Here is a 20,391-nt window from a genome sequence, read left to right as displayed (position 1 = left end):
TAAAACTATTAGCTGATTTGTTTTTGTGTAGTTGATGGGGTGAATTGTTGGATTATTTTTTCTGGGTTTATGCGGAGTTCGCCAAAGGCTAATTCTTGGGGTGTTAGGCCCATGGCTAAGCCTAGGAGTTGGGGGTAGTGTAGTATGGGGATGCGGTAGGTTTCGTCAAAGGTTTTTTCTACTCTGGGTTGATTTGTGTCATACATTGTGTGACAGGAAGGGCATATCGTGATTAGCGCTTGGGCACCAACGTTTTTTATGTGGTTGAGCTTATCGCGTGCGAGTTGGAGGGCGATTTTTTCGCTTATACCGGCGCTGGGTAGGCCGCAACATTGGGTTTTATCAGTGTAGTCGAGGCATTCAGCTCCGGTGGCTTCGATGAGGGTTTTTAGGGTTTGGGGGTCTTCGGGGTCGTCGAAGGTTATGATTTTTTTGGGTCGCAGGATATGGCAGCCGTTGTGTTCGGCGACTTTGAGGTTTGTGAGTGGATGGGTTATGGTGGTTTTGATGTTTTCTATGCCTATGTCTTCTTTGAGGAACTGGAGCAGGTGTTTGGTTTCGATGGTTCCATTGTAGGTGAGGTCTGTTGCTTTGAGGTGTTGGTTGATTTTGTCTTTTTGTTGGGGGTCTGTTTTTAGGGTTTTGTTGACTTTTTTGAGGGTGCTGGCACATCCGGGGCATAGGGTGAGGATGTTTAAGCCCTGCTGTTCAGCTAGGGCGAGGTTTTTTGCTGCCAAGATCAGCATGGCTTGGTGGTTGATAGAGTCGAGGGGTAGGCCGCAACAGTTGAATTCGGGCATCTCTATTAGTTCTACGTTGAGTTTTGTGAGGATTTTTCTGGCGCTGATTTCATAAGAGATACCGCGGGAGGGTATGGCGCAACCCAAAAAGAAGAGACATTTACTGGGAGTCATTTTTGTTGTCTCCTTGAGGGTTTGGTATTGCTTGGAGGTGATCAAAAAACGGGATGCCGCTAAGTATTTTTTTTATTGTTTCGGGGTTAGTTTTTGGTAGCGGGGGTAGGCCATAGGTTTCGCGTTTTTTGATTCTTGATTCGGGAACTTTGGATATATATCCGGTTTCGAGTAGGGTTTGGGTTTGGTCGCGAAGTCCCTGTGGAATATAGCCCTTCTCAATAGCTAGGTTGCGAAATACTCGTATGATGCTGTCGACTTCGACATTTTGTGGACAGCGATCTGTGCAGGTAAAACAGGCGGAGCAAAGCCAGAGTGTGTCGCTGTTTAATACGCGGTCTCTTAGGCCCAGCTGTGCTAGGCGGATAAGGGTTCGGGGGCGGTAGCTGTCACTAAATCTGGCGATTGGACAATCAGAGGTACAAGTACCGCATTGGAAACAGAGAAGGAGTTTTTCTGCCCCGGGAATTTTTTCAAGTTCATACTTGAAAGTTGGGTCGATTTCAGAAGCTTTGATGGGCTGCTCTTTGCCCTGATTAAATGTTGATACCTCAGTCATAACGGTGATTTCGCCTAATTTGGATAGCACCGCGATGTGCTAATTTTTTTATGCCGCTACCGAATAGATAAAGTTTGAGCATTGACCAAACACATTTGTCCATCAGACTCAGTGTATGGAAACAAAACAATAGAATCATTAGGCAGTTTTGTTTGTCTGTTGTTGGTAATTTGAGGTTGTTTGTTAATCGCATAGGCATGCGTAGTCGCATTCGCGGCAGTTCCAGGCGTCTTTTTTGGGGTCAAATACGGCTGAGTTGATTTTTTTAGACATATCTTGGATTTCGGTTTGGATGTTCTCGATGGCTTGTTTTTCGGGGGTAAAAAAGACTTGTTTGTTAGGTCGCAAGAACCAATCGCCGACTTTTAGCTGGCTTTCACTGCCATATATTTCTTTGACTGCAAGTGCGTAGACTAATAGTTGCATGTCTTTTTTGAGTTCATTTAGTGATGATGCGGTTTTGCTTGTTTTGTAGTCTATAACTGTGTAGCCTGTTTCGTCTTTGTCGATGCGGTCGATTCTTCCTCTGATGCGTACGTTTCCCACGGCAGTTTCAAACCATCGTTCGATATCTAAGATTTCGGTTTTGTTTTTGCTTTGTTCTTCAAGAAAGATCTTCAAGATGGATTTTGCTTCGGCATAGTCTCTTTTTTCATCAAGTTCGCTTAGGTAGCTTTTTGAGCTCCAAAACTTGGCCAGCAACTCTTCAGCTATTGTTTCATTAACGGGTTGTTTTTCTTTTTGTAGTCGGGTTAGTTGTTCTGCGATGTTGTGTATGGTTGTTCCGAATTCAAAGTAGTAGCGGGGTTTTTCTGGGATTTTCATTACATGGCGGTAGTGGTATTGTCGGGGGCATTTTTGGTAGCTGACAAATTGGGAGACACTAAAAACGTGGTCTGAGAGAACCGTTAGAGGTTTTTGGGTTACTTGTTCAATTGAGGTGTAGTTTGGTTCTTTGATTTTTTTGATTATATCGGTTTGTATGTCTATGGTTTTGTTGGTTACTTTAGCGAAGAGAAGAACAGTTTCTATTGCTTCATTGAATTGTCCGGTTGTTAGGTTTGCTATGACTTGTTGGAGCAAGGTGGTTTTTGTTTGGTTTTCGGTGTTTGTTGATTCGAGGGGTATTTCTTGGGGGTTTATTTGTTGGAAGGTTAGGTCGGGGTTTTGTTGATAGTTGATTTCTTGGAGAAATCGGGAGGGTTTGGAGTCGGTTTTGTTTTCTCCGTGGCGATTAGCGTAGGTTATGATTAGTTTTTCTTTGGCGCGGGTTATGGCTACATAGAATAGGCGTCGTTCTTCTTGGATGTGGAGTTCTTTGTCGTCATGGTTGGAGGGGATGCCTTTTAGGAGTTTTTGGGGGATGGCGAATTTGTCTTTTTGATAGGTGGTGGGTATTTTTCGTTCGTTGACATCGGGGATGATAACAACGGGGTATTGCATGCCTTTTACGCCATGGATTGTGGATATGATGATGGTTTGTTCGCTGTTGTTTTTTTCTTCGATTTCAAAGTTTGAGGCATATGTGAGGTAGTCTGTGAAGTCGTCAATGTCGCTATCGGGGTATATGCTGTTGAATTCTTCGGCAAATGCATAGAATTGGTTTAACAGTTGGAGGTTGTGGTTATTTTTGAGGGCTAGCTCGTATTTGTAGAATTCGCGTTCAAAAAGAATGGTATGCACAAGATCTAGGGGGCGTAGTCTATTTTTTTTGTTTAGTATATCAGATAGGGCTTGTTTGACTATGGGGAATTTGAGTTTGTCTACGGCTATTTTGTTTAGGTGATCAAAGGTCTCATAGAGGGAGAGGCCGGTTTGTTTTGCGTAACTGGTAAATTTGCATATATCGACTTGTTTTATGCCATAGTTGGGTCGGTTTAGGATTCTAACGATTTCAACGTTGCTTTCTAGGGGATTGCTGAGGACTTTTAGAAATGCGGTGATGTCTTTTATTATGGGTTCTTGGAAGAAGCCGGTTTCGCCAATAAAGTTGAATGGTAGGGCGTGTTTTCTAAAGGTGTTAATTATGGGTTCGGCGCTTGCTCTTCGTCTACATAGAATAGCGATATCTTGGGGTGGATGGGTCTTTAGGAGTTCTTTTGTTACTTCAACAATATAGTTTGCTTGTGAGGCGTCATTGGGGGTTTCGATGATATCTATTTGGTCGCCGTTGGGATTGTTTGTAAAGAGCTGTTTTAGGGTTCTCTCGGGACTGTTTTCTATTAAGGCGTTGGCTGTGGTGACTATTTTTTTGGTGCTACGATAGTTGTGTTCTAGGGCTTTTTCGACAAAGTTTGGGAACGTTTTTTTGAATTCGGCTATATTTGTGAGATGCGCCCCTCGGAAGCGGTAAATACTTTGATCATCATCGCCAACAACGGTAATGTGGCCATGTTTTTTTGCAATCAAATTGACTATTTGAAGTTGGATATAGTTGGTGTCTTGGAATTCATCAACGATTACAAATTGAAATTTCTCTTGATAGCTCTGCAGAACTAGAGGTTTGCTCTTTAGCAGATTGTGCACTATACAAAGCATATCTCCAAAATCTAGGAGATTATTTTGGAGCTTGTAGGCCTCATAGGCCTGATAAATCTTGAGAATATCTTGAAGATTGTTTAGATCCTCCTGCACCTCCTCATCAAGTGTGAGTAGTTTTTGTTCTTGGAGGTATTGCTGCAGGTCTTGAGGGGTTACAAATTCGTCTTTGCATCGGGATATGAATTTTTTCATCTCCTCAGCTAAGGTGTAGGGTTTGTGGTTGAACTCCAGATGCTCAAGACCAAAACTGTTAATGTTTTTAGCTAAATAGACTAACTGTGCTGTTTCAGTAATGACTTTAAAATTAGCATTTAGTTTAGTGTTGAGAATATTATCCTGTATAACTTGATTACAAAAAGAATGAAACGTTGATATGTTGAGATCTGCAGGATTTTTCATCAACTCTGTTACGCGTACTTTGAGTTCTTCAGCTGCTTTTTGATTAAAAGTTAAAGCCAATATATTCTCTGGCGGCACACCTTTTGCAATCAAATACGCTATTTTACTTGCTACAGTCAAGGTTTTCCCTGAACCCGCACCCGCAATTATAAGAAGCGGACGATCAATCTCTTTTACAGCTTCACTTTGCTGAGAATTTAGACGGTTAAAAATCTCTAGAACAGAATTTTGCAACTCAGAACTTGACTGCGACATACAAAAAGGATAACCTAGTATACTTTTAACCATTCCCATCAATAAAACTTGCAAGACCCAACAAGACAACTAATTTAGATATCTCTCGAGTATGCGGAAGGCTTTTTGCTTGTAGTGTGGATTTGAGAGATAATGCCACACTCCGCTTTAGTCCCCATAAATCATCTTGTAGAGGAACCATACGCATCGGTTGTATGTTATCCCCGAGCAACGCCTGAGGAGATGCAGCCCCGTATGGAAGAATTAAAAATGTTGGGTGTGGAAGCGGTAGAATTTTCAGGTAAATCCTCCGCCTTTACCTTATCGGTTCTGGGTAAGGGTTATGTGGGTATTGTTATAGTGGCGCATGCGCAGGGTAAAAAATTGGCTCTAAAGATGCAACGCGTGGACTCTGAGCGCGAGAGCTTAGAACATGAAGCAGAATTACTTGTCAAGGCCAACACTGTTGGGGCAGGTCCACAGTTTGTAGCAACAACCAAGCATTTTCTTTTGATGGAACTCATTGATGGTTACTTGTTAGAGGAGTGGCTAACAACAACTCATAGAAGCAAGTCCGCGGTGCAGACCATTGTAAAAGAGATCTTAGAGCAATGCTGGCGTCTGGATGAAATTGGTTTGGATCATGGTGAGCTTAGCAAAGCACCTAAACATCTTTTGGTCAACAAAACCAATACCCCATTTATCGTTGATTTTGAAACGGCCAGCACTCAGCGTAATGCATCCAATGTTACCTCAGTTTGCCAGTTTCTGTTTCAAGGTCAAAGTGAAGTCTGCAAAACAATCGCAAGCATCATTGGGAAGAGAGACAAACCAGAATTACTGGAGGCATTGCGCAATTATAGAAAAAACAGAAACCGACAAAGCTTTGAAACCTTACTCAAACATTGCCTCACCAACCAACAACTGTAACATTAATAGGTGTCAAGGTAGGCTACAAAGCGGTGTAGAGGGTTTTTGTTAAATGATTTTTCGGCGTCTAAAATAAACCAGCAACCCTACCACAACTATAGGGAACAGCAAAATAGCCGCTACCAACAACCCAAAATATAAAGTGAAAAAATCAAAAAACGAAGCCGGCGGGGGAGAATCCCAATAGTAAATGTTGTTGTATCGGTTTTCTATGGGGTAGGCAGGATCATCAAAAACTATGTCGAGTTTTAAACCGTATTGGTTGAGGCGGGTTTGCATTTGGTTTCGGATTTGTTGGGTAGTGCTATTGGTGTCCCATATACCCCAAAGACAGTCAGAGGTCTTGCCCCAGTCATAGCTACCCCTGTTATGCATGCCCCAGCCATAGTTTTGAGGTAACACTAAAACTGCTTCTACTTTGATATCGCCATGGGTAACTTGGGAGTTTTGAACTACCTCAATCCAAAAGCGTTCCAGAGCTTGGAAATGTTCCTCTTGGAGGGTATTTGGATTTTCTGGGTTATAGGAGTAGGCGTTAAAAACTACCACATATTCCGCCCCAGCCTCATAGGAATCGCGCATTTGCTCAAACATTTCTTGACCATCAGCAAGATCGGACGAATCATAGGATTTTGAAGTAAGAAAGGTACCCCAACTTTTACCGTATAGATTTGCGGCACCTCTCACTAAGCTGATTTCTTGTGCTACTTTGTCGTTTTTGCCTAATTTGGCAAGTACAAAATCGTAACCGCTTTGATAATCCCACCAGTAAAGACTGGAATCAGCGGTAAAAATTAAAATTGACTTCTCTAGCTGCATTTTGTTTAAACGATAACGGTCTTCCATGGCAGCCTTGTTCTTGTTTACAAATACCTTAGCGGCATCATCGTTGTTTTTGACAGGATTTTGTTCTACGACCTGTTCATAGGTTGGTATTTGTGAGGAATATGTTGTGATATTTTCAGGTGTGTAAAAATTGTTATTTTCCCAGTCTGATAAGGTGATTGTTCCGTCAGGATAATAAGTAATTAAGCGACCCCTTTCTAAAACCGTGATCTCACCATCAGGAAAAAACTCATAGTTAATTCCATCAACATCAAGCTGAATTTTTCCAGAGGAATCCTTTATGAGATGATATTGAAATCTAAGTCCAAATTCACCGCGGGTAAGTATCCGTTCCAAAACGACCGTAGAATCAATCATTTTTCTGCCAGGTTCGTCATCGTAGTATATTCCAATAAACTGCTCGCCCCACCGTTCTTTTGCAACATTAAGCCACATAGCTAATTCAGCAGTATTACCTACATCAAGATAAACACCACAAAAAGCGGCACAATACAAACCAGAAGTCATAGCATAATTACATATTTCATTCACAGCGGAAATATTCCACTGTAAATACTCTGATTGTAAAACAAAAAAATTGGTATATTCTTTTACAGTATCAATAAGCTCTTTTGCTTCTTGAACTGATTCACCGCCATATGTAACACCGACATAGAAAGGCTGAAGGTTATCTGAGGTATTTTCAGCTGACGAGACATCGCCCATAACAGTAACAGATGAAAGAAGTATCATCATAATAAGGAGCACAATAGTTACAAGTATTACGGTATGTTTCATCCAACCACAAACTTATTGCTACTTGTTAGAAAATAGAACATAGCACTTCTTATCTTTATCCCCATAACCAAACAGAGACTTTAGGGCATACTAAAATTTGGAAAGACAAAAAGATTATTTGAGTATCTAAAGAAGAAGGGGTGTTATTAATTTCTTCTTCGTCTAACATAGATCAATAAAACACCAGACGATATAGAAAGAAACAAAATAGCAACTACCAGCCAGACATAGGGAAAAGTAGAGTGCACATAGGTGATGTTGTTATATCGGCCTGCCGCGGGATAGTCAGGATCATCATAGACTATGTCAAGTTTTAACCCATACTGATTCAGCTGAGTTTGCACTTGATTCCAGATCTGCCGACACGTATCGTTTGCTGGCCATAGTCCCCAGATTGTGTCTTGGGGGTTGCGCATGCCCCAGCCAAAGTTTTTGGGTAATACTAGGGCGGCTTCGGCTTTTATGCTGTCATGGGTGACGTCTGGGTTTTGGACCACCTCTGTCCAGAAGCGCTCCAGCGCCTGAAAGTGTTCCTCTTGAAGAGTATCAGGATTTTTTGGATCTTCTGAGTAGTTAAAAATTACTACATACTTTGCTCCGGCTTCATAGGAGGTTTTCATTTGTTCAAACATCTCTTGACCATCAGCAAGAAAGGGCGGATGAGTGTATTTCCAAGTAAGGATTGTACCCCAGCTTTTACCTTGCAAATTTGCAGCTCCTCTGACTAAGGCGATTTCTTGCTCAAGAGTGTTGTTCCAGCCTAACTCAGCAAGCACAAAATCGTAGCCGCTTCGAAAATCCCACCAATACAATCCATAATCAGCTGTAAAGATAGTTGCAGATTGGTTTTTTAGAGGCTGTAAATAGCTTGCGGTGTAGGTTTCAAAGGCCTGAGCTACCACATCATTCCCGAGGGGGTGTCTATTTAAAACTGTACTCAAAGGTTCTACCTGCGCAATCCGCGCACTACCATTTATCTTTGTGTATAACAGGTACTCTTGACTTTCCCAATCCCGCTCCCAAATTGTGATATCCTTATTAGAACAATACGTGACCTCTCTCTCGATGGTATATGGGGTGAAATCGCTTTTAGTTCCGTTGGGATACTCAATATGTGGTTTTTCGCGCCAAGGTGCATTTGATATAATTTCGTATGAATTATCTTGATGATTAATGTATAGTGTGCCATTTCTTGATTTATCTGGAAATGTGGTAGTCACTTTTACTGTACCGTTAGGACAATAATTAGTTACATAGCTACTGCCATAACCATCTATACTATATTCACTTATTATGATGTTACCCGTGTTTCGTTTTGCTAGGTAGGTGTTGTTTTTGATTGTCAAGTATGCATCAGTGGCATCGAGTATTTTTCCGCCCGGTTCATCAAAGAAATACATACCTGTGAAGTGGTTGCCCCAGCGTTGTTGTGCGGTCTTGGCAAAGTTTTGATAAGCAGTCATGCTACTAGAGGTGCCAAAGTATGGAGCAAAGTTGAGGCCGGCAGCGATTGCATAGTCTCCGATTTCTTCTATTGCTGTGGTGTTTTGTTGCAGGTTTCCTGAGGCTAGGATAAAGAGGTTGGTGCAGTCTTTGACTTTATCTATTAGAAGCTTTGCACCCTCAACTGTAGCTCCACCATAGGTCACACCAACATAAAATGATGCAGTATCAGGGTGATTTTCAGCTAACGAAACGTTTGCTATAGTAGTGACTAAGAAAATTGTTAGTATCAGCCATACGATGAGTTTTATTGCGATTTTCATGTTTTTCCCAGCACGTTTAGGGCTAAAGGGGTTATTAATTCTCTTTACAGAACACTTTTGTTCTAAAGCAGAACACCATATTGACTTGGGCACAGCATTTTGAGACAGAAAGGGGTCCGATTAGGGGTTAGTTAAAAAGCGTCACTGTACACTGCACAAAGTATAGGAAAACAGAAACAAACAAAGTATCGCTTAAACGGAACCTGGCCAACACTATAGTGTTAAATAGATAAAAATATCAAAAAAGAAAGTTATTCAGCCTACAATGTAGGGGTGATGGGGTTTGTTGTTTGGTTTTTTCGCCGTCTAATGTATAGATCAGTAAAACACCAACAACTATAGGGAGCAACAAAATGGCGGCTATTAGCCATACATAGGGGAAGGGTGGGTTTACATAGTAGATGTTGTTATATCGGCCAGCTACGGGGTAGTCGGAGTCGTCATAGACTATGTCGAGTTTTAAACCGTACTTGTCTAGCTGGGTGTGTACTTGGTTCCAGATTTGTGGAGAATTGTTGTCTGTTTCCCAGATACCCCAGATGCAATCGGTTGGGTTACGCATGCCCCAGCCATAGTTTGGGGGTAGTACTAGAACGGCTTCGGCTTTTATGCCGCCATGAGTTACCTCTGGGTTTTGAACTACCTCCAGCCAAAAACGCTCCAGCGCCTGATAGTGTTCGTCTTGGAGGATGTTTGGGTTTTGGGGGTCTTCGGAGTAGTTAAAAACTATGACGTATTTGGCTCCTGTTTCGTAGGAGGTTTTCATTTGTTCAAACATTTCTTGGCCGTCAGCGAGAAACGGTGTGTGGGTGTATTTCCAGGTGATGATGGTACCCCAGTTTTTGTTTTGGAGGTTTGCTGCGCCTCTGACTAGGGCGATTTCTTGCTCAAGAGTGTTGTTCCAGCCTATTTGGGCAAGAACTAAATCATATCCTCCGCGGAAATCCCACCAATACAGCCCATAATCCGAGGTAAACAGAGGTATGGTGCTGTTTTCTAAGGGTGAAAGTCGTCTTGCGAGTTCATTTTCAAATACTTGTGCGGCCACATTATGGGTCTTGATGGGGTTCCTCTCTAAAACTGCACTCAGCGGTTCCACTTCAGCAATGCGTTTGCTGCCATTCACTGCTGTATAGAACATATCATAGTGATTTTCCTCATCGATATGTTCCCAAACAGTGATATCCCCATCAGGATAATATGTTATTTCAGTATTGAACCAGTATGGCCTGAACCAAGTTTTGGTTCCATTTGGGTACTCTATGAAGCTTTCTTCTTGCCAGGGGACATCGAGTATAGTTTTGGATGATCCGTCCGGATAATCAACATCTAATCGACCAGTCTTTGATTCATATAGGTCATTAAAAGTTACTTTTACGATACCGTTAGAATAATAATCAGATACATTGCTAGCAGATATCATATGTTTACGTAAACTAATACCGCCAATCTCTAGTTTTGTTACGGACTGATCCCCGCCGCTTTCATCTGGGAACCATACAGTGTCATCAAGCATTTTTCCACCGGGTTCATCATAGAAATATATCCCTATGAAACTGCTACCCCAGCGTTGTTGCGCAGTGTCAACCCATCCGTGAGGAACAATGGAGAAGTATGGACCAAAGGATGTTGCAAAATTAAGGCCAGAAACGATTGCATAGTCGCCAATTTCTTCCACGGCTGTAATGTTATATATCAGTCCTCCAGAGGATAGGATAAAGAGATTAGTGGAGTCTTTGACTTTGTCGATTAGTTGTTTTGCGCCCTCGACGGTATCTCCACCATAGGTTACACCGACATAGAAGGAGTTATTATCGGCATCAGTTTCAGCTAACGATACATTTGCTATAATAGCAACTGAAAGAACAGTTAGCAACAATATTGAGCAGATAATAATTTTAGATACCCTTTTCATGCTTTTCCCTGATGCATTTAGCCTAAAGCAACTATTAGCTCTGTTTACGGAACAACCCTGTTCCAAAGCGGAACACGAGTGATCGAGTTATTTGGGCTTTAAAAACACGAGTTTTATGACGACAGAGAGAGTAAAAAGAAAAGTTGTTGAATTAGTATGTTAGGCAACTATTTCGTGGAGGCGTTTTTGTTTTGTTGCTTCTTTGAGTTCTAGGGCTATGCGTCTGCCCATGTACATGTTTTCGCCGTAGCGTAGATAGGCGTAGGGTGAGGTTCCGATGCCGACGTTTGTTCCAGCTACGATGCGGGCACTGATTTCAAAAGTGTAGATTTTAAGATCATCAGTGATGACAGTTTCGAGGCAGAAAGGCCCAATGATGCCAGGTGGTGCTAGTTCTGCAGCTTTTTTGTGGACATTTTCACCCATTTGCAATACTTCAGGCAGAAGGGATTCTCGGAGGACTACGGGAAAGTTTCCTACGACAGTGTAGGTTGGAGCGATGTTGATGTCAAGTTGTTCTTGGGCGGGAATTTTTCCGATGCTATCTACGGCGGATTCGTAGCGGCGGTCCATGGCTAGGAGTTCTACGTCATTGTTTAGGATGCTGCTAAAGTAGCTGGGGTAGATGTTGACGCCTAGGGCATATTCTTGGAGGTGTACGTGTTCGAGGTCTTCTTTGGTTAGCAGGCCTCGTTTTAGCATTTCGTTGGCTTTTTTGTAGAAACCGTTTGGGGAGTTGGCTAGGAAGTATCCTCGGCCGCCTTTGGCGCCTTGGAGTTTGGCGATGGTGAGTCGGTCGATGTCATCAGGTGAGTTAAAGGTTGCTGGCAAGCGTAGGCCGGCTTGTTTTAGCCATTCTTCTTGGCGTTTGCGGTTGGCTTCCCAGTGGAGCAGTTGACGGTTTCCCATAAGGGGCACCTCTAAATTGTTGGTTAGTTGTTCGGTGCTAAGATAGGCGGTAAAGGAGCCGTGTGGAATTAAAATGACATTTAGTTTTCGGAGGCGCTCCTGTAGGTTGGGGTTGAGCAGTTCAGTGAAGTCTTTTACGGTGATTAGTTCATCGACTATGGGATATTTTTGGTAGATGATAGCGTCTTTTTCTTTGCAAATGCATACGGTTCGGAAGCCTTCTTCTTTGGCGCCTTTAAAGATGTTTAAAGAGCTGTGAGAGCCAAGGGTGCCTATGGCGAGTTTTGTGGGGTCGTATTTTTCTATGATTTTCCCTATGGCTACGCTGTCGATCATTAGGTTACCACTTCTGAGAGGCGGTGTTTTCTTATTGCACGTTTGATTTCCATGGCTACACGTTTGCCGGGGCCGACTTCTACGCCGTATTTGTATTTCATGTAGGGTGAGGTAGGTTCTACACAGGGACAACCAGGAACACGGGGACTCACATCAAATACGCGGAATTGGAGGTCTTTTGTAACTGCACCTTGTAATGCAAATAAACCGATCATGCCGGGGGGGAATTCTTTGTAGCAGATATTGACCCAGCGTTCTGCGGCTTCAAAGATTTTTTCAAGTTGACTCTCGCGCATGGTTGCGCCTTGGTGTCCGATTTCGATGTTTTGGGAGGCTATGTTTAGTTCTAGTTGTTCTCTTGCCGGCAGATCCAAAATGCCATCAAGATCGGTTTGGATGCGGCGGTCAAAGCCTAAAAGATCAATATCATCGTTTAGGGGGGAGTAGAAATAGTTGGCGTTAAATTTTGCGCCAAGAACATATTCTTCGATAACGGCTTCTTTTAGTGCTTCAGGAGTGATTATGCCGGCTTTGATGCGTTTTTCGGCTTCTTGTTGGTATTCTTGTGGGCTTGAGGCATAGAAAAATGCGCGCTCGATAGTTCTGTTTTTTTCCGCGACTTTGATGATGACGGGGCGGTCGATGTCGTTTGGTGATTGGAAGGCTTGGGGGAGTTGGATGCCGGCTTGTTTTAGGAGCCAGAGTTGGTTTTTAGGGGCGGTGCGTTCTTCGGTTTTTAGGAGGTAACGGTTACCCATTAGGGGTACGGTGAATTTTGTTTCTATGGCTTCATAGCCTGTGTATACGCTAAAGGAGCGGTTGGGAACAAAGACGGTGTTTAGTTCTTGGAGTTCGTCTATTGTTTGAGGTTGGGTTATGTCTTGGAATTGGTCTAGAAAGATGAATTTGTCAAAGATGTTTCGGTAGTAGCGGGCGTAGGTTTTTTCTCGTCCGCTTTGGCATACGACTACGGTTTCAAAGCCTTCTTGTTTTGCGCCTGAGGCGATTTCTAGGGCTGAGTGGCTGCCCAAGACGCCGATGCGGATTTCGTTTGGGTCGTAGTCCATTAGTACCTGTTTGATTTTATCTTGCATGTTCATGCTTTTTCACTCATATCCTTTGTGTAATTCAATTATGGGCAGGCTTGAGGAGCTAAGGGGTTAGTCTTAGCTTGTTAGTGACCGCCTATACATATGGTTGATTATTGTTTAAGTTTGGGGTTAGTGTAGGAGCGGCACATAGATCGTTGGTGTCGCGGTAGGTTTTGGATACTTGATCCGGTTGCCCATCGCATTACAGGTTTGATTATTTGGGTTTTGTCTTATATCCCTTTATCCATAAAAGCAACAGGTTAACCAAAAATATTTAGTCCGTTGCGCGAGGGTATGTCGATTAAAATTAAGAGACGGAGATATCAGGTAATAGTTGATCTATTTTGTCATGAGTAGCTTTAAACTATCTTTAAGTTCACGAATAACAATAGTGTGGGTAGAAGGACAGGATGGGCAGTTATGAGTGGAAATATGAAAAAGCTTACTAGAGAGAATGGAGCTCCTGTAGCAGATCATAATAATGTAGGTACTGTTGGTCCGCGTGGGCCGATGGTTTTGCAGGATGTTTGGTTTTTAGAAAAGTTGGCGCATTTTGATCGTGAAGTTATTCCTGAGAGACGGATGCATGCTAAGGGTAGTGGTGCTTTTGGCAAGTTTACGGTTACAGGTGATGTGACCAAATATACAAAGGCAAAAGTGTTTTCTGGAATCGGTAAAGATACTGAGGTTTTTGTGCGTTTCTCTACTGTAGCTGGAGAACGTGGTGCGGCGGATGCTGAGCGTGATATTCGGGGTTTTGCTATCAAGTTCTATACTGAGGAGGGGAACTGGGATTTGGTGGGTAATAATACGCCGGTGTTTTTTATTCGGGATCCGATTCATTTTCCTGATCTTAATCATGCCGTAAAACGGGATCCTAAAACCAATATGCGTTCGGCTCAAAATAATTGGGATTTCTGGACGATGCTGCCTGAGGCGTTGCATCAGGTTACAATTGTGATGTCTGATCGGGGCATACCGGATGGTTATAGGCATATGCATGGGTTTGGAAGTCATACGTATAGTTTGTTTAATGCTAAAAATGAGCGTGTGTGGGTAAAGTTCCATTTAAGGACCCAGCAGGGGATTAAAAATCTCTCTGATCAAGAAGCCGAAGCGATTATTGCAAAAGACAGAGAAAGTGCACAGCATGATTTGTTTTATGCCATAGAACAGGGGCATTATCCGCATTGGACAATGTATTTCCAAATTATGACCCAAGAGCAGGCTGAAAAACACGGGGATAATCCATTTGATATAACAAAGGTCTGGAGTCACAAAGAATATCCGCTAATTGAGGTGGGTATATTGGAACTTAATCGAAACCCTGAGAACTATTTTGCAGATGTCGAACAAGCCGCCTTTAATCCCTCTAATACTGTTCCAGGCATTGGGCTCTCTCCGGATAAATTGTTGCAGGGCAGGTTATTTTCCTACGGTGATGCCCAGCGCTACCGGTTAGGAGTGAACCATACGTCAATTCCTGTTAATGCCTCTAAATGTCCCAGGCATTCTTATCATAGAGATGGGTTAATGCGTGTTGATGGGAATTATGGTGCAACAAAAAGTTATCATCCCAACAGTTATGGAGAGTGGGAAGAGCAAAAAGAATATGCTGAGCCGCCTCTTACAGCCGAGGGCACTATTGATCATCATGATCCATACCTAAATGATGATTGTTTCTATCAACCCGGTGATCTATACCGCCTTATGAGCGAGGACAAACGAGCTATGCTAATCAAAAACACCACAGCAAACATTGCCTCTGTGACTGAGAATATCAAATATCGCCATGCCGCACACTGTTATCTTGCAGACCAAGAATACGGACTCCGTATTGCCCAAGCACTAGATTTGCAGTTTGATAGGGTAGTTAATCTATCCAAGATGAGCCGACAAGAAAGGCTCTATGCTACAAGTCAAGCGATATGGAAATAAACCAAAAGAAGAGAAATGCAGTAACAAATTTTGGGCTGGCTCTCACAGCTCATTTTTTTGTGAGCGGAGGTGCTTCAAAATTTGTGTATATTGGTGGTAGCCCGTGAGAGATTCGAACTCTCGTCGTCGGGTCCAAAGCCCGAAATGCTTGACCACTACACCAACGGGCTGCGTTGTTTTGATTATGTACGGCGTTATTTATTGTTAGAGGTTAAAGGGCGACTTTTCTCCTAATAAGCATATTGAAATTTGTTTGGGGTTTGGCTTGTTTGGCAGAGGTTTGGTTGGTTTGTGATCGTAGAAGCTATGGGATAGATAAGGGGGGTTGTTTTTTTGTTTGTTAGATTTTTACATTTTTTTACATTTTTTATGGGGCGCATTATGCTGATTTCGAAGTGAATGTGTGCAACAGGTTTAATAAACCACAAAGCTTAAATATATAAACAGTTCATCAGCTTAGTTTGCGCGAGCCGAATGTACTGTTTCTAGCCGAATTGGCCATAGTGACGGTTCTACGCATATCCAAGTGAGGTAGAATAAGTGAGCATAAAAAAAGAAGCACCGAAAACAACCCAACGACAGGCAGAAAAATGCCCCGAGTGTGGCGGCGCAAACCTGGTTCACGATTACGACACAGGAGAAACCGTCTGCGGCGACTGCGGCCTTGTCCTCTACGAACAAATGATGGACAAAGGACCAGAATGGCGCGCATTCACCCAAGAAGAAAAAGCGTCCAGAAGCCGCGTCGGTGTACCCACCTCTTACTCCGTCCACGACAAAGGCTTATCCACAGCCATCAGCCAAGTGGACCGCGATGCGTTTGGCAGAAAACTGCCCCTATCAACAAGACTCCAAATGTGGCGTCTTAGAAAATGGCAGATCCGAAGCCGAGTTCACTCATCCATCGACCGCAACCTCGCACAAGCCATGGCCGAACTAGACCGCCTCTCAGACAAAGTCTACATCCCACCACCGATCAAAGAAAAAGCCGCCGTTGTCTACCGAAAAGCCCTCGACAAAGGATTAGTCCGAGGACGCTCCATCGCTGCTATAGCCGCAGCCGCATTGTATGCAGCATGTCGTGGAAGCGGAACACCAAGAACATTGCGCGAAATCGCTGAAGCCAGCCTAGTTGACAAAAAAGATGTCGCTCGATGCTACAGATTGTTGCTCCGAGAACTCGAAGTTCACATGCCCATCGCAGATCCTCTGACCTATGTATCCAAGATCGCTGAAAAAACCGGCATATCAGGAAAAACCCAAGGTGCAGCAATCAACATCCTTCGGGAAGCCAGACGTAAACGTGCTGCTGCAGGAAAAGACCCCATGGGACTAGCCGCTGCTGCCCTCTACATCGCATGTCTCCAAAACAACGAAAAGAAAACCCAAAAAGACATAGCAGAAGCCGCCGGAGTAACCGAAGTTACCGTGCGAAACCGCTACAAGACACTCAAAAAACAGCTAAACCTCGAATTACCCGATTAAGAGCGCTTATCTATCAAGCGCACTCTACTTTTTTTCTTGGTCTATCTCAGTTTCTTCTTGATATATCTCAGAACCTTCTTCAGCTTTATCCAGCTCGGGAGCTTCTTCAAGTTCCATAACTATAATGCCTGTGTAGCCGCAGTTTTCGCAGTAGTACTGTTTAGGAGTCAGCCAAACAGCTAAACTACTGGCTAATTGAATTTTTGGACTACAACATCGGGGGCAAAAAATTGCGGTTGGCTTTCTGCGTTTTGTGTTTTTGAAGATCTCACGTAAGCTATCTGCCTTTTTCATCCGAGATGCACCAAATTAGCGGCTTGCGAGTTACTTACTGTAACTCGATGTTTTCCTGAGGGTATCCGATCTTTATCAGAAACTCTTTGACACGATCACGATGGTCACCTTGCAACATGATTTGCCCATTTTTATGGGTCCCGCCACAGGCGCAATAAGTTTTAAGCTTCTGGGCGACACTTTGAAGGTTCTGATTTTTATCATCCATTCCATCAATAATCGTGGTTGCTTTACCGAACTTTCGGGTTTCAAGACGTATACGTATACGTTGCTGCTCTTTCTCTATTTCGCCGCAAACGCACAGGTCTTTAGGTAATCCGCATGTTGAACAAACTTCGGCCATGACACTCAAAAGAGAAATTATCAACTGGTGTATATAAGAGTTTCAAACCTAACCAGATTTAACAGCTGATGCACCGCCCCTAGACCCCACAGTGTCTCTGTTTGGACAATAAAACATCAAAGGTACACCAAATAGGGGCAAGGTCAACATCCATAAATCCAAGTTATGCCCAAGAAACCAAGCATACCAGTTACTCCAAACATAGTCACCACCAAAAAATATCCAACCAAGATAGTTCCAAAGGAAAAAAAGGCCTAACAAGGTGATAATAACACCCACGCCCCGCAGATTAAGAGTCTGCCAACTTGAGGTAAGACCACGTTTCTTAGCGAAATAAACCGTAAAGAGAACTAATCCAATAAGACCAACCACCGTTATAATGAAGCTAAACATATTCTGGGGATAAGCAACAAGATAGCTAAGCCCATTAGTTCCAACGGTAAGCATCCAAGTTCCCATGTTGGTTAACCAGAAAACCACTATCAACAACACACCAGAAATCCACGCCCATCTAATAGCGTCAACAGCGGGCTTTTTGTAATCCAATTTTTTAGCTAAAACAATCAAAGCAGAGGGCAACACCATAGATTCCACAAATAAGGGGATAGTGGTCCAAGCAAGAGCACCCAATAAGCCTATGGTAGATGATCCGTAGAAAACTCCAGCAATGTAGCCCAAGGTAACAGCAGTGGGTATAAGGGCAAACCAATAGGACGCCTCAAGCACCAAGATCCCCCGCAGAATCTTATAGAATCTTTGGGTTGAAGGAAACCCACTGCGAAAATAGAGCCCAACACCTGCTATGGCAATTATACCAGCTATGAATCGGGCGATTACGCCCACAAAAGCACTGACATCTTGAACAAGTATTATTGTAGAGATAGACCCGCTAGCAAAACGATTCCATTCACCTATCCACTCCAAAGTAAAGAGAGCATGAAGAGTAAAGAGAAAGTATGCAACTGCAACTACAAGTAAACCAATTTTTAACGCCAAGGAGCTTTTGAGGGTTTTTTCCCGCAGAGCCATAATGGCGTTTGTCAGAATTAAAGTCAGAAACGCGGCACCAGAAACAAACAAGGCTATGCGAACGGGAAGTTCAGAGTGTAAAACAGTTGTAGAGGGCGTCATAAACATGCCGCCTATATAGGCAAATAGGAAAATTGCCGTAAAGAGGGCCCCGACAATTTGAAGCGCAAGTAACAGCGGCTTTTGCTTTTTCTGCTTTATCCAAATAGCAGAGAGCGTGACCAAAATTGCGATTAACACAGCAACAATGGAGATTAGTGTATAGAATGTGGAGGGGCTAAAACTGAAGATATCAGAGGGCCACATGTTTGTCTGATCTACACTGGTTTCTAGGGTATAGTTTTGTTGAGATGTTTTTGCATAGACAAGTGCGCCGGTCTCGCGATCCCAAACGCAACTAGTTGCAACAGTTGAACCTAAAACACCTACCGCAGATACAGTTATAAGTACTGTTAAAAGGATTGCTACTAAGGCAAATCTACGCATAACAATCATTAACTCTGTGTTTATACCCGCCTAAAAAAGTTGTTATTCAGTGAATTATAAACAGGTTTGAGTAAAGATTTGGCGGTTACCTTTGCTAAAAAGGTAGGCCTCACCCATTGCATAGAGTTTGCCAGCCTCATAGACCAAGGCGGATCCTTCAGGAACAGCAAAAATATCCTCGGTTAGAGAAAAGCTCTTTAGGGCCTCGTCTTTTTTGGGAGTATAGTGCGCTTTTAGGGTGATGTTTACTAAGCCTAAGCCGTTGACGATTCGGACTTTGGAGTTGCTTCTGCAGGTGGTTACGCACCGTTTACAGAGAGCCAAAGCGCCTGCACTGCGGCCAACCATCACGCCGCCATAATTCTCAAGCAACTGGTCGACGCCTATGGTTTTTAGGCGGTTGATAAGAATGCTGGGTTGACCGCCCGTCAAATAAACTAAGCCTGCCTCGGTCATCTGTTCGGCGGTAGCTTCTATTGGGCCATATTCCGCAAAATTCACAGCCCTAGCGCCTAGGCTTCTAAAATAATCAGTTAAGGTCTGTCGTTTTTGGTATTGCTGATCAAAAGATGCCCGTGCCCAAGGCAATATCAAAACGTTAAGCGGCTGAGCCGCGCCCTCAAAGGCCTCTAGGTTAACCTGCTTTGCGCTTCGGCTATAGACATTTTCGCCGCCTAGAAGATAAATTTTGGACATAACTCATCAATCAGCAGATAATAAAAAATAGATATTAAAAAAGGCTATTCTACAACAGTGAGATATTTCTCCAGTAGCGGTGCCGCGGATTGATCGATCGAATAGACTATTCGCAGACCGTCATTAACATGTAGGATTAGCTGAGTGTCTTTGAGGGTTTTCATCTGCCAAGTCAGCGCTTGGGAGGTAACCGAAACTTCCTCGGCTAATTGACCATGGGATAGCTGCCGCTTAGATAAGAGCACAGTAAAAATTTTTTTAGGCGTTCTGCGCCGCAACACACAAATCAGCTTCATATCGCTTATGCTAAACCGCTTGGAAACAAAAAACCGCTTGTACCGTCCGTCGCGGATAAACGAAACTAATCCTGAACGGCTCAATATATCAAGATGGTACTCTGCTAAACCCACAGGCAAACAAAGCGCTGAAGCAATTGCGCGAAATTGAACGCCTGGGTTTTGGCTGATGTGGTTGAAGATTTGGCTCCGAGTTGAATTAGCCAGAACCTCATGGCTTATAAGAGGCGTTTGAAGGGAAACCAAAGACGGAAACGTCAACAAATTATACGGACTAAGGGTTATAGCGTTAAAACTGGCTATGTTTAAAGGACCATAGTTTGGGTTCTGATTGGAGCTAAAGTTTTGGTACTGGTAATTTGACGTAACAAAACAACCAACAATCAAGGCAATCAATAGAAAACCTGCACAGTAAAGTAACCCGTGTTTCTTATCCAAACTTTAGTCCCTAATAGAAGAAGTATACGGCTTAGTTTTTAACTCTATTCGTAAACAACTGTACTAATCAACAATCGCCACAAAAAACAAAGATTATAACTAACCTGTTAAATGAGATTCAACTACTTATCATCAGCCACAATCAGTCATCACAACACGCTACCCCGAC

Annotated in this window: 16 protein-coding genes and 1 tRNA gene; 3 read left to right on the top strand and 14 right to left on the bottom strand. The window is 43.1% G+C overall.

All coding sequences use genetic code 11. The features are described from left to right. Positions 1-8: 8 nt before the first annotated feature. The 3 genes from FWF39_RS01705 to FWF39_RS01695 form a co-directional block, all read right to left on the bottom strand. Positions 9-914, bottom strand: a complete 906-nt coding sequence (locus FWF39_RS01705; protein WP_343381707.1) for a CoB--CoM heterodisulfide reductase iron-sulfur subunit B family protein — start codon at positions 912-914, stop codon at positions 9-11. Beyond that, the gene (locus tag FWF39_RS01700) at positions 901-1,473 is read right to left on the bottom strand and encodes a 4Fe-4S dicluster domain-containing protein (protein WP_343381706.1); all 573 of its coding nucleotides are present in this window, start codon (positions 1,471-1,473) and stop codon (positions 901-903) included. Before FWF39_RS01700 ends, FWF39_RS01705 begins: the two co-directional genes overlap by 14 nt. Positions 1,474-1,656: 183 nt before the next feature. Then, the gene (locus FWF39_RS01695; RefSeq protein WP_343381705.1) at positions 1,657-4,668 is read right to left on the bottom strand and encodes an ATP-dependent DNA helicase; all 3,012 of its coding nucleotides are present in this window, start codon (positions 4,666-4,668) and stop codon (positions 1,657-1,659) included. A gap of 132 nt (positions 4,669-4,800) precedes the next feature. On the opposite strand from FWF39_RS01695, the gene FWF39_RS01690 reads away from it, so the two are divergent. Beyond that, positions 4,801-5,577, top strand: a complete 777-nt coding sequence (locus FWF39_RS01690; RefSeq protein ID WP_343381704.1) for an RIO1 family regulatory kinase/ATPase — start codon at positions 4,801-4,803, stop codon at positions 5,575-5,577. Between the two features lie 48 nt (positions 5,578-5,625). On the opposite strand, the gene FWF39_RS01685 is transcribed toward FWF39_RS01690, so the two are convergent. The 5 genes from FWF39_RS01685 to FWF39_RS01665 form a co-directional block, all read right to left on the bottom strand. After that, a complete protein-coding gene (locus tag FWF39_RS01685; RefSeq protein WP_343381703.1) occupies positions 5,626-7,158 on the bottom strand; it encodes a hypothetical protein in 1,533 nt (510 codons plus the stop codon). Between the two features lie 188 nt (positions 7,159-7,346). Beyond that, positions 7,347-8,966, bottom strand: coding sequence for a hypothetical protein (locus FWF39_RS01680; RefSeq protein ID WP_343381702.1), 1,620 nt, complete (start codon positions 8,964-8,966; stop codon positions 7,347-7,349). 238 nt (positions 8,967-9,204) lie between these two features. Next, entirely contained in the window at positions 9,205-10,881 is a 1,677-nt protein-coding gene (locus FWF39_RS01675) for a hypothetical protein (RefSeq protein ID WP_343381701.1), read from the bottom strand. Between the two features lie 159 nt (positions 10,882-11,040). Next, complete coding sequence (locus FWF39_RS01670) at positions 11,041-12,126, bottom strand: formate--phosphoribosylaminoimidazolecarboxamide ligase (RefSeq protein WP_343381700.1); 1,086 nt, start codon at positions 12,124-12,126, stop codon at positions 11,041-11,043. Next, on the bottom strand, positions 12,126-13,226 hold the full coding sequence (locus FWF39_RS01665; RefSeq protein ID WP_343381699.1) for a formate--phosphoribosylaminoimidazolecarboxamide ligase family protein: 1,101 nt from the start codon (positions 13,224-13,226) through the stop codon (positions 12,126-12,128). The genes FWF39_RS01670 and FWF39_RS01665 overlap by 1 nt, the downstream gene beginning before the upstream one ends. Before the next feature lie 411 nt (positions 13,227-13,637). Between FWF39_RS01665 and FWF39_RS01660 the strand changes: the two genes are divergently transcribed. Then, positions 13,638-15,155 carry a catalase gene (locus tag FWF39_RS01660; protein WP_343381698.1) on the top strand — a complete coding sequence of 506 codons (1,518 nt, stop codon included), beginning with the start codon at positions 13,638-13,640 and terminating at the stop codon, positions 15,153-15,155. A 94-nt stretch (positions 15,156-15,249) separates the two neighbouring features. Here FWF39_RS01660 and FWF39_RS01655 read toward each other — a convergent pair. Next, positions 15,250-15,325, bottom strand: a tRNA-Gln gene (locus FWF39_RS01655). A gap of 370 nt (positions 15,326-15,695) precedes the next feature. Here FWF39_RS01655 and FWF39_RS01650 point away from each other — a divergent pair. Continuing rightward, positions 15,696-16,640 carry a transcription initiation factor IIB gene (locus tag FWF39_RS01650; protein ID WP_343381697.1) on the top strand — a complete coding sequence of 315 codons (945 nt, stop codon included), beginning with the start codon at positions 15,696-15,698 and terminating at the stop codon, positions 16,638-16,640. A gap of 24 nt (positions 16,641-16,664) precedes the next feature. On the opposite strand, the gene FWF39_RS01645 is transcribed toward FWF39_RS01650, so the two are convergent. The 5 genes from FWF39_RS01645 to FWF39_RS01625 are packed head-to-tail and all read right to left on the bottom strand — an operon-like array spanning position 16,665 to position 20,171. Beyond that, the gene (locus FWF39_RS01645; protein WP_343381696.1) at positions 16,665-16,934 is read right to left on the bottom strand and encodes a hypothetical protein; all 270 of its coding nucleotides are present in this window, start codon (positions 16,932-16,934) and stop codon (positions 16,665-16,667) included. 34 nt (positions 16,935-16,968) lie between these two features. After that, positions 16,969-17,277 (bottom strand): translation initiation factor, encoded by a 309-nt coding sequence (locus FWF39_RS01640; RefSeq protein WP_343381695.1) that lies wholly within the window; start codon positions 17,275-17,277, stop codon positions 16,969-16,971. A gap of 48 nt (positions 17,278-17,325) precedes the next feature. Continuing rightward, positions 17,326-18,792, bottom strand: coding sequence for a hypothetical protein (locus tag FWF39_RS01635; protein ID WP_343381694.1), 1,467 nt, complete (start codon positions 18,790-18,792; stop codon positions 17,326-17,328). Positions 18,793-18,846: 54 nt separating this feature from the next. Next, complete coding sequence (locus tag FWF39_RS01630) at positions 18,847-19,488, bottom strand: Type 1 glutamine amidotransferase-like domain-containing protein (protein WP_343381693.1); 642 nt, start codon at positions 19,486-19,488, stop codon at positions 18,847-18,849. Positions 19,489-19,532: 44 nt separating this feature from the next. Beyond that, entirely contained in the window at positions 19,533-20,171 is a 639-nt protein-coding gene (locus FWF39_RS01625; RefSeq protein WP_343381692.1) for a hypothetical protein, read from the bottom strand. Between the last annotated feature and the right edge of the window lie 220 nt (positions 20,172-20,391).

Origin of the sequence: Candidatus Bathycorpusculum sp., assembly GCF_009778815.1 — an archaeon.
Lineage (GTDB): Archaea > Thermoproteota > Bathyarchaeia > Bathyarchaeales > Bathycorpusculaceae > Bathycorpusculum > Bathycorpusculum hydrogenotrophicum.
The sequence above is the reverse complement of the archived record's forward strand: the minus strand, read 5'-3'. Positions and strand labels throughout refer to the sequence as shown.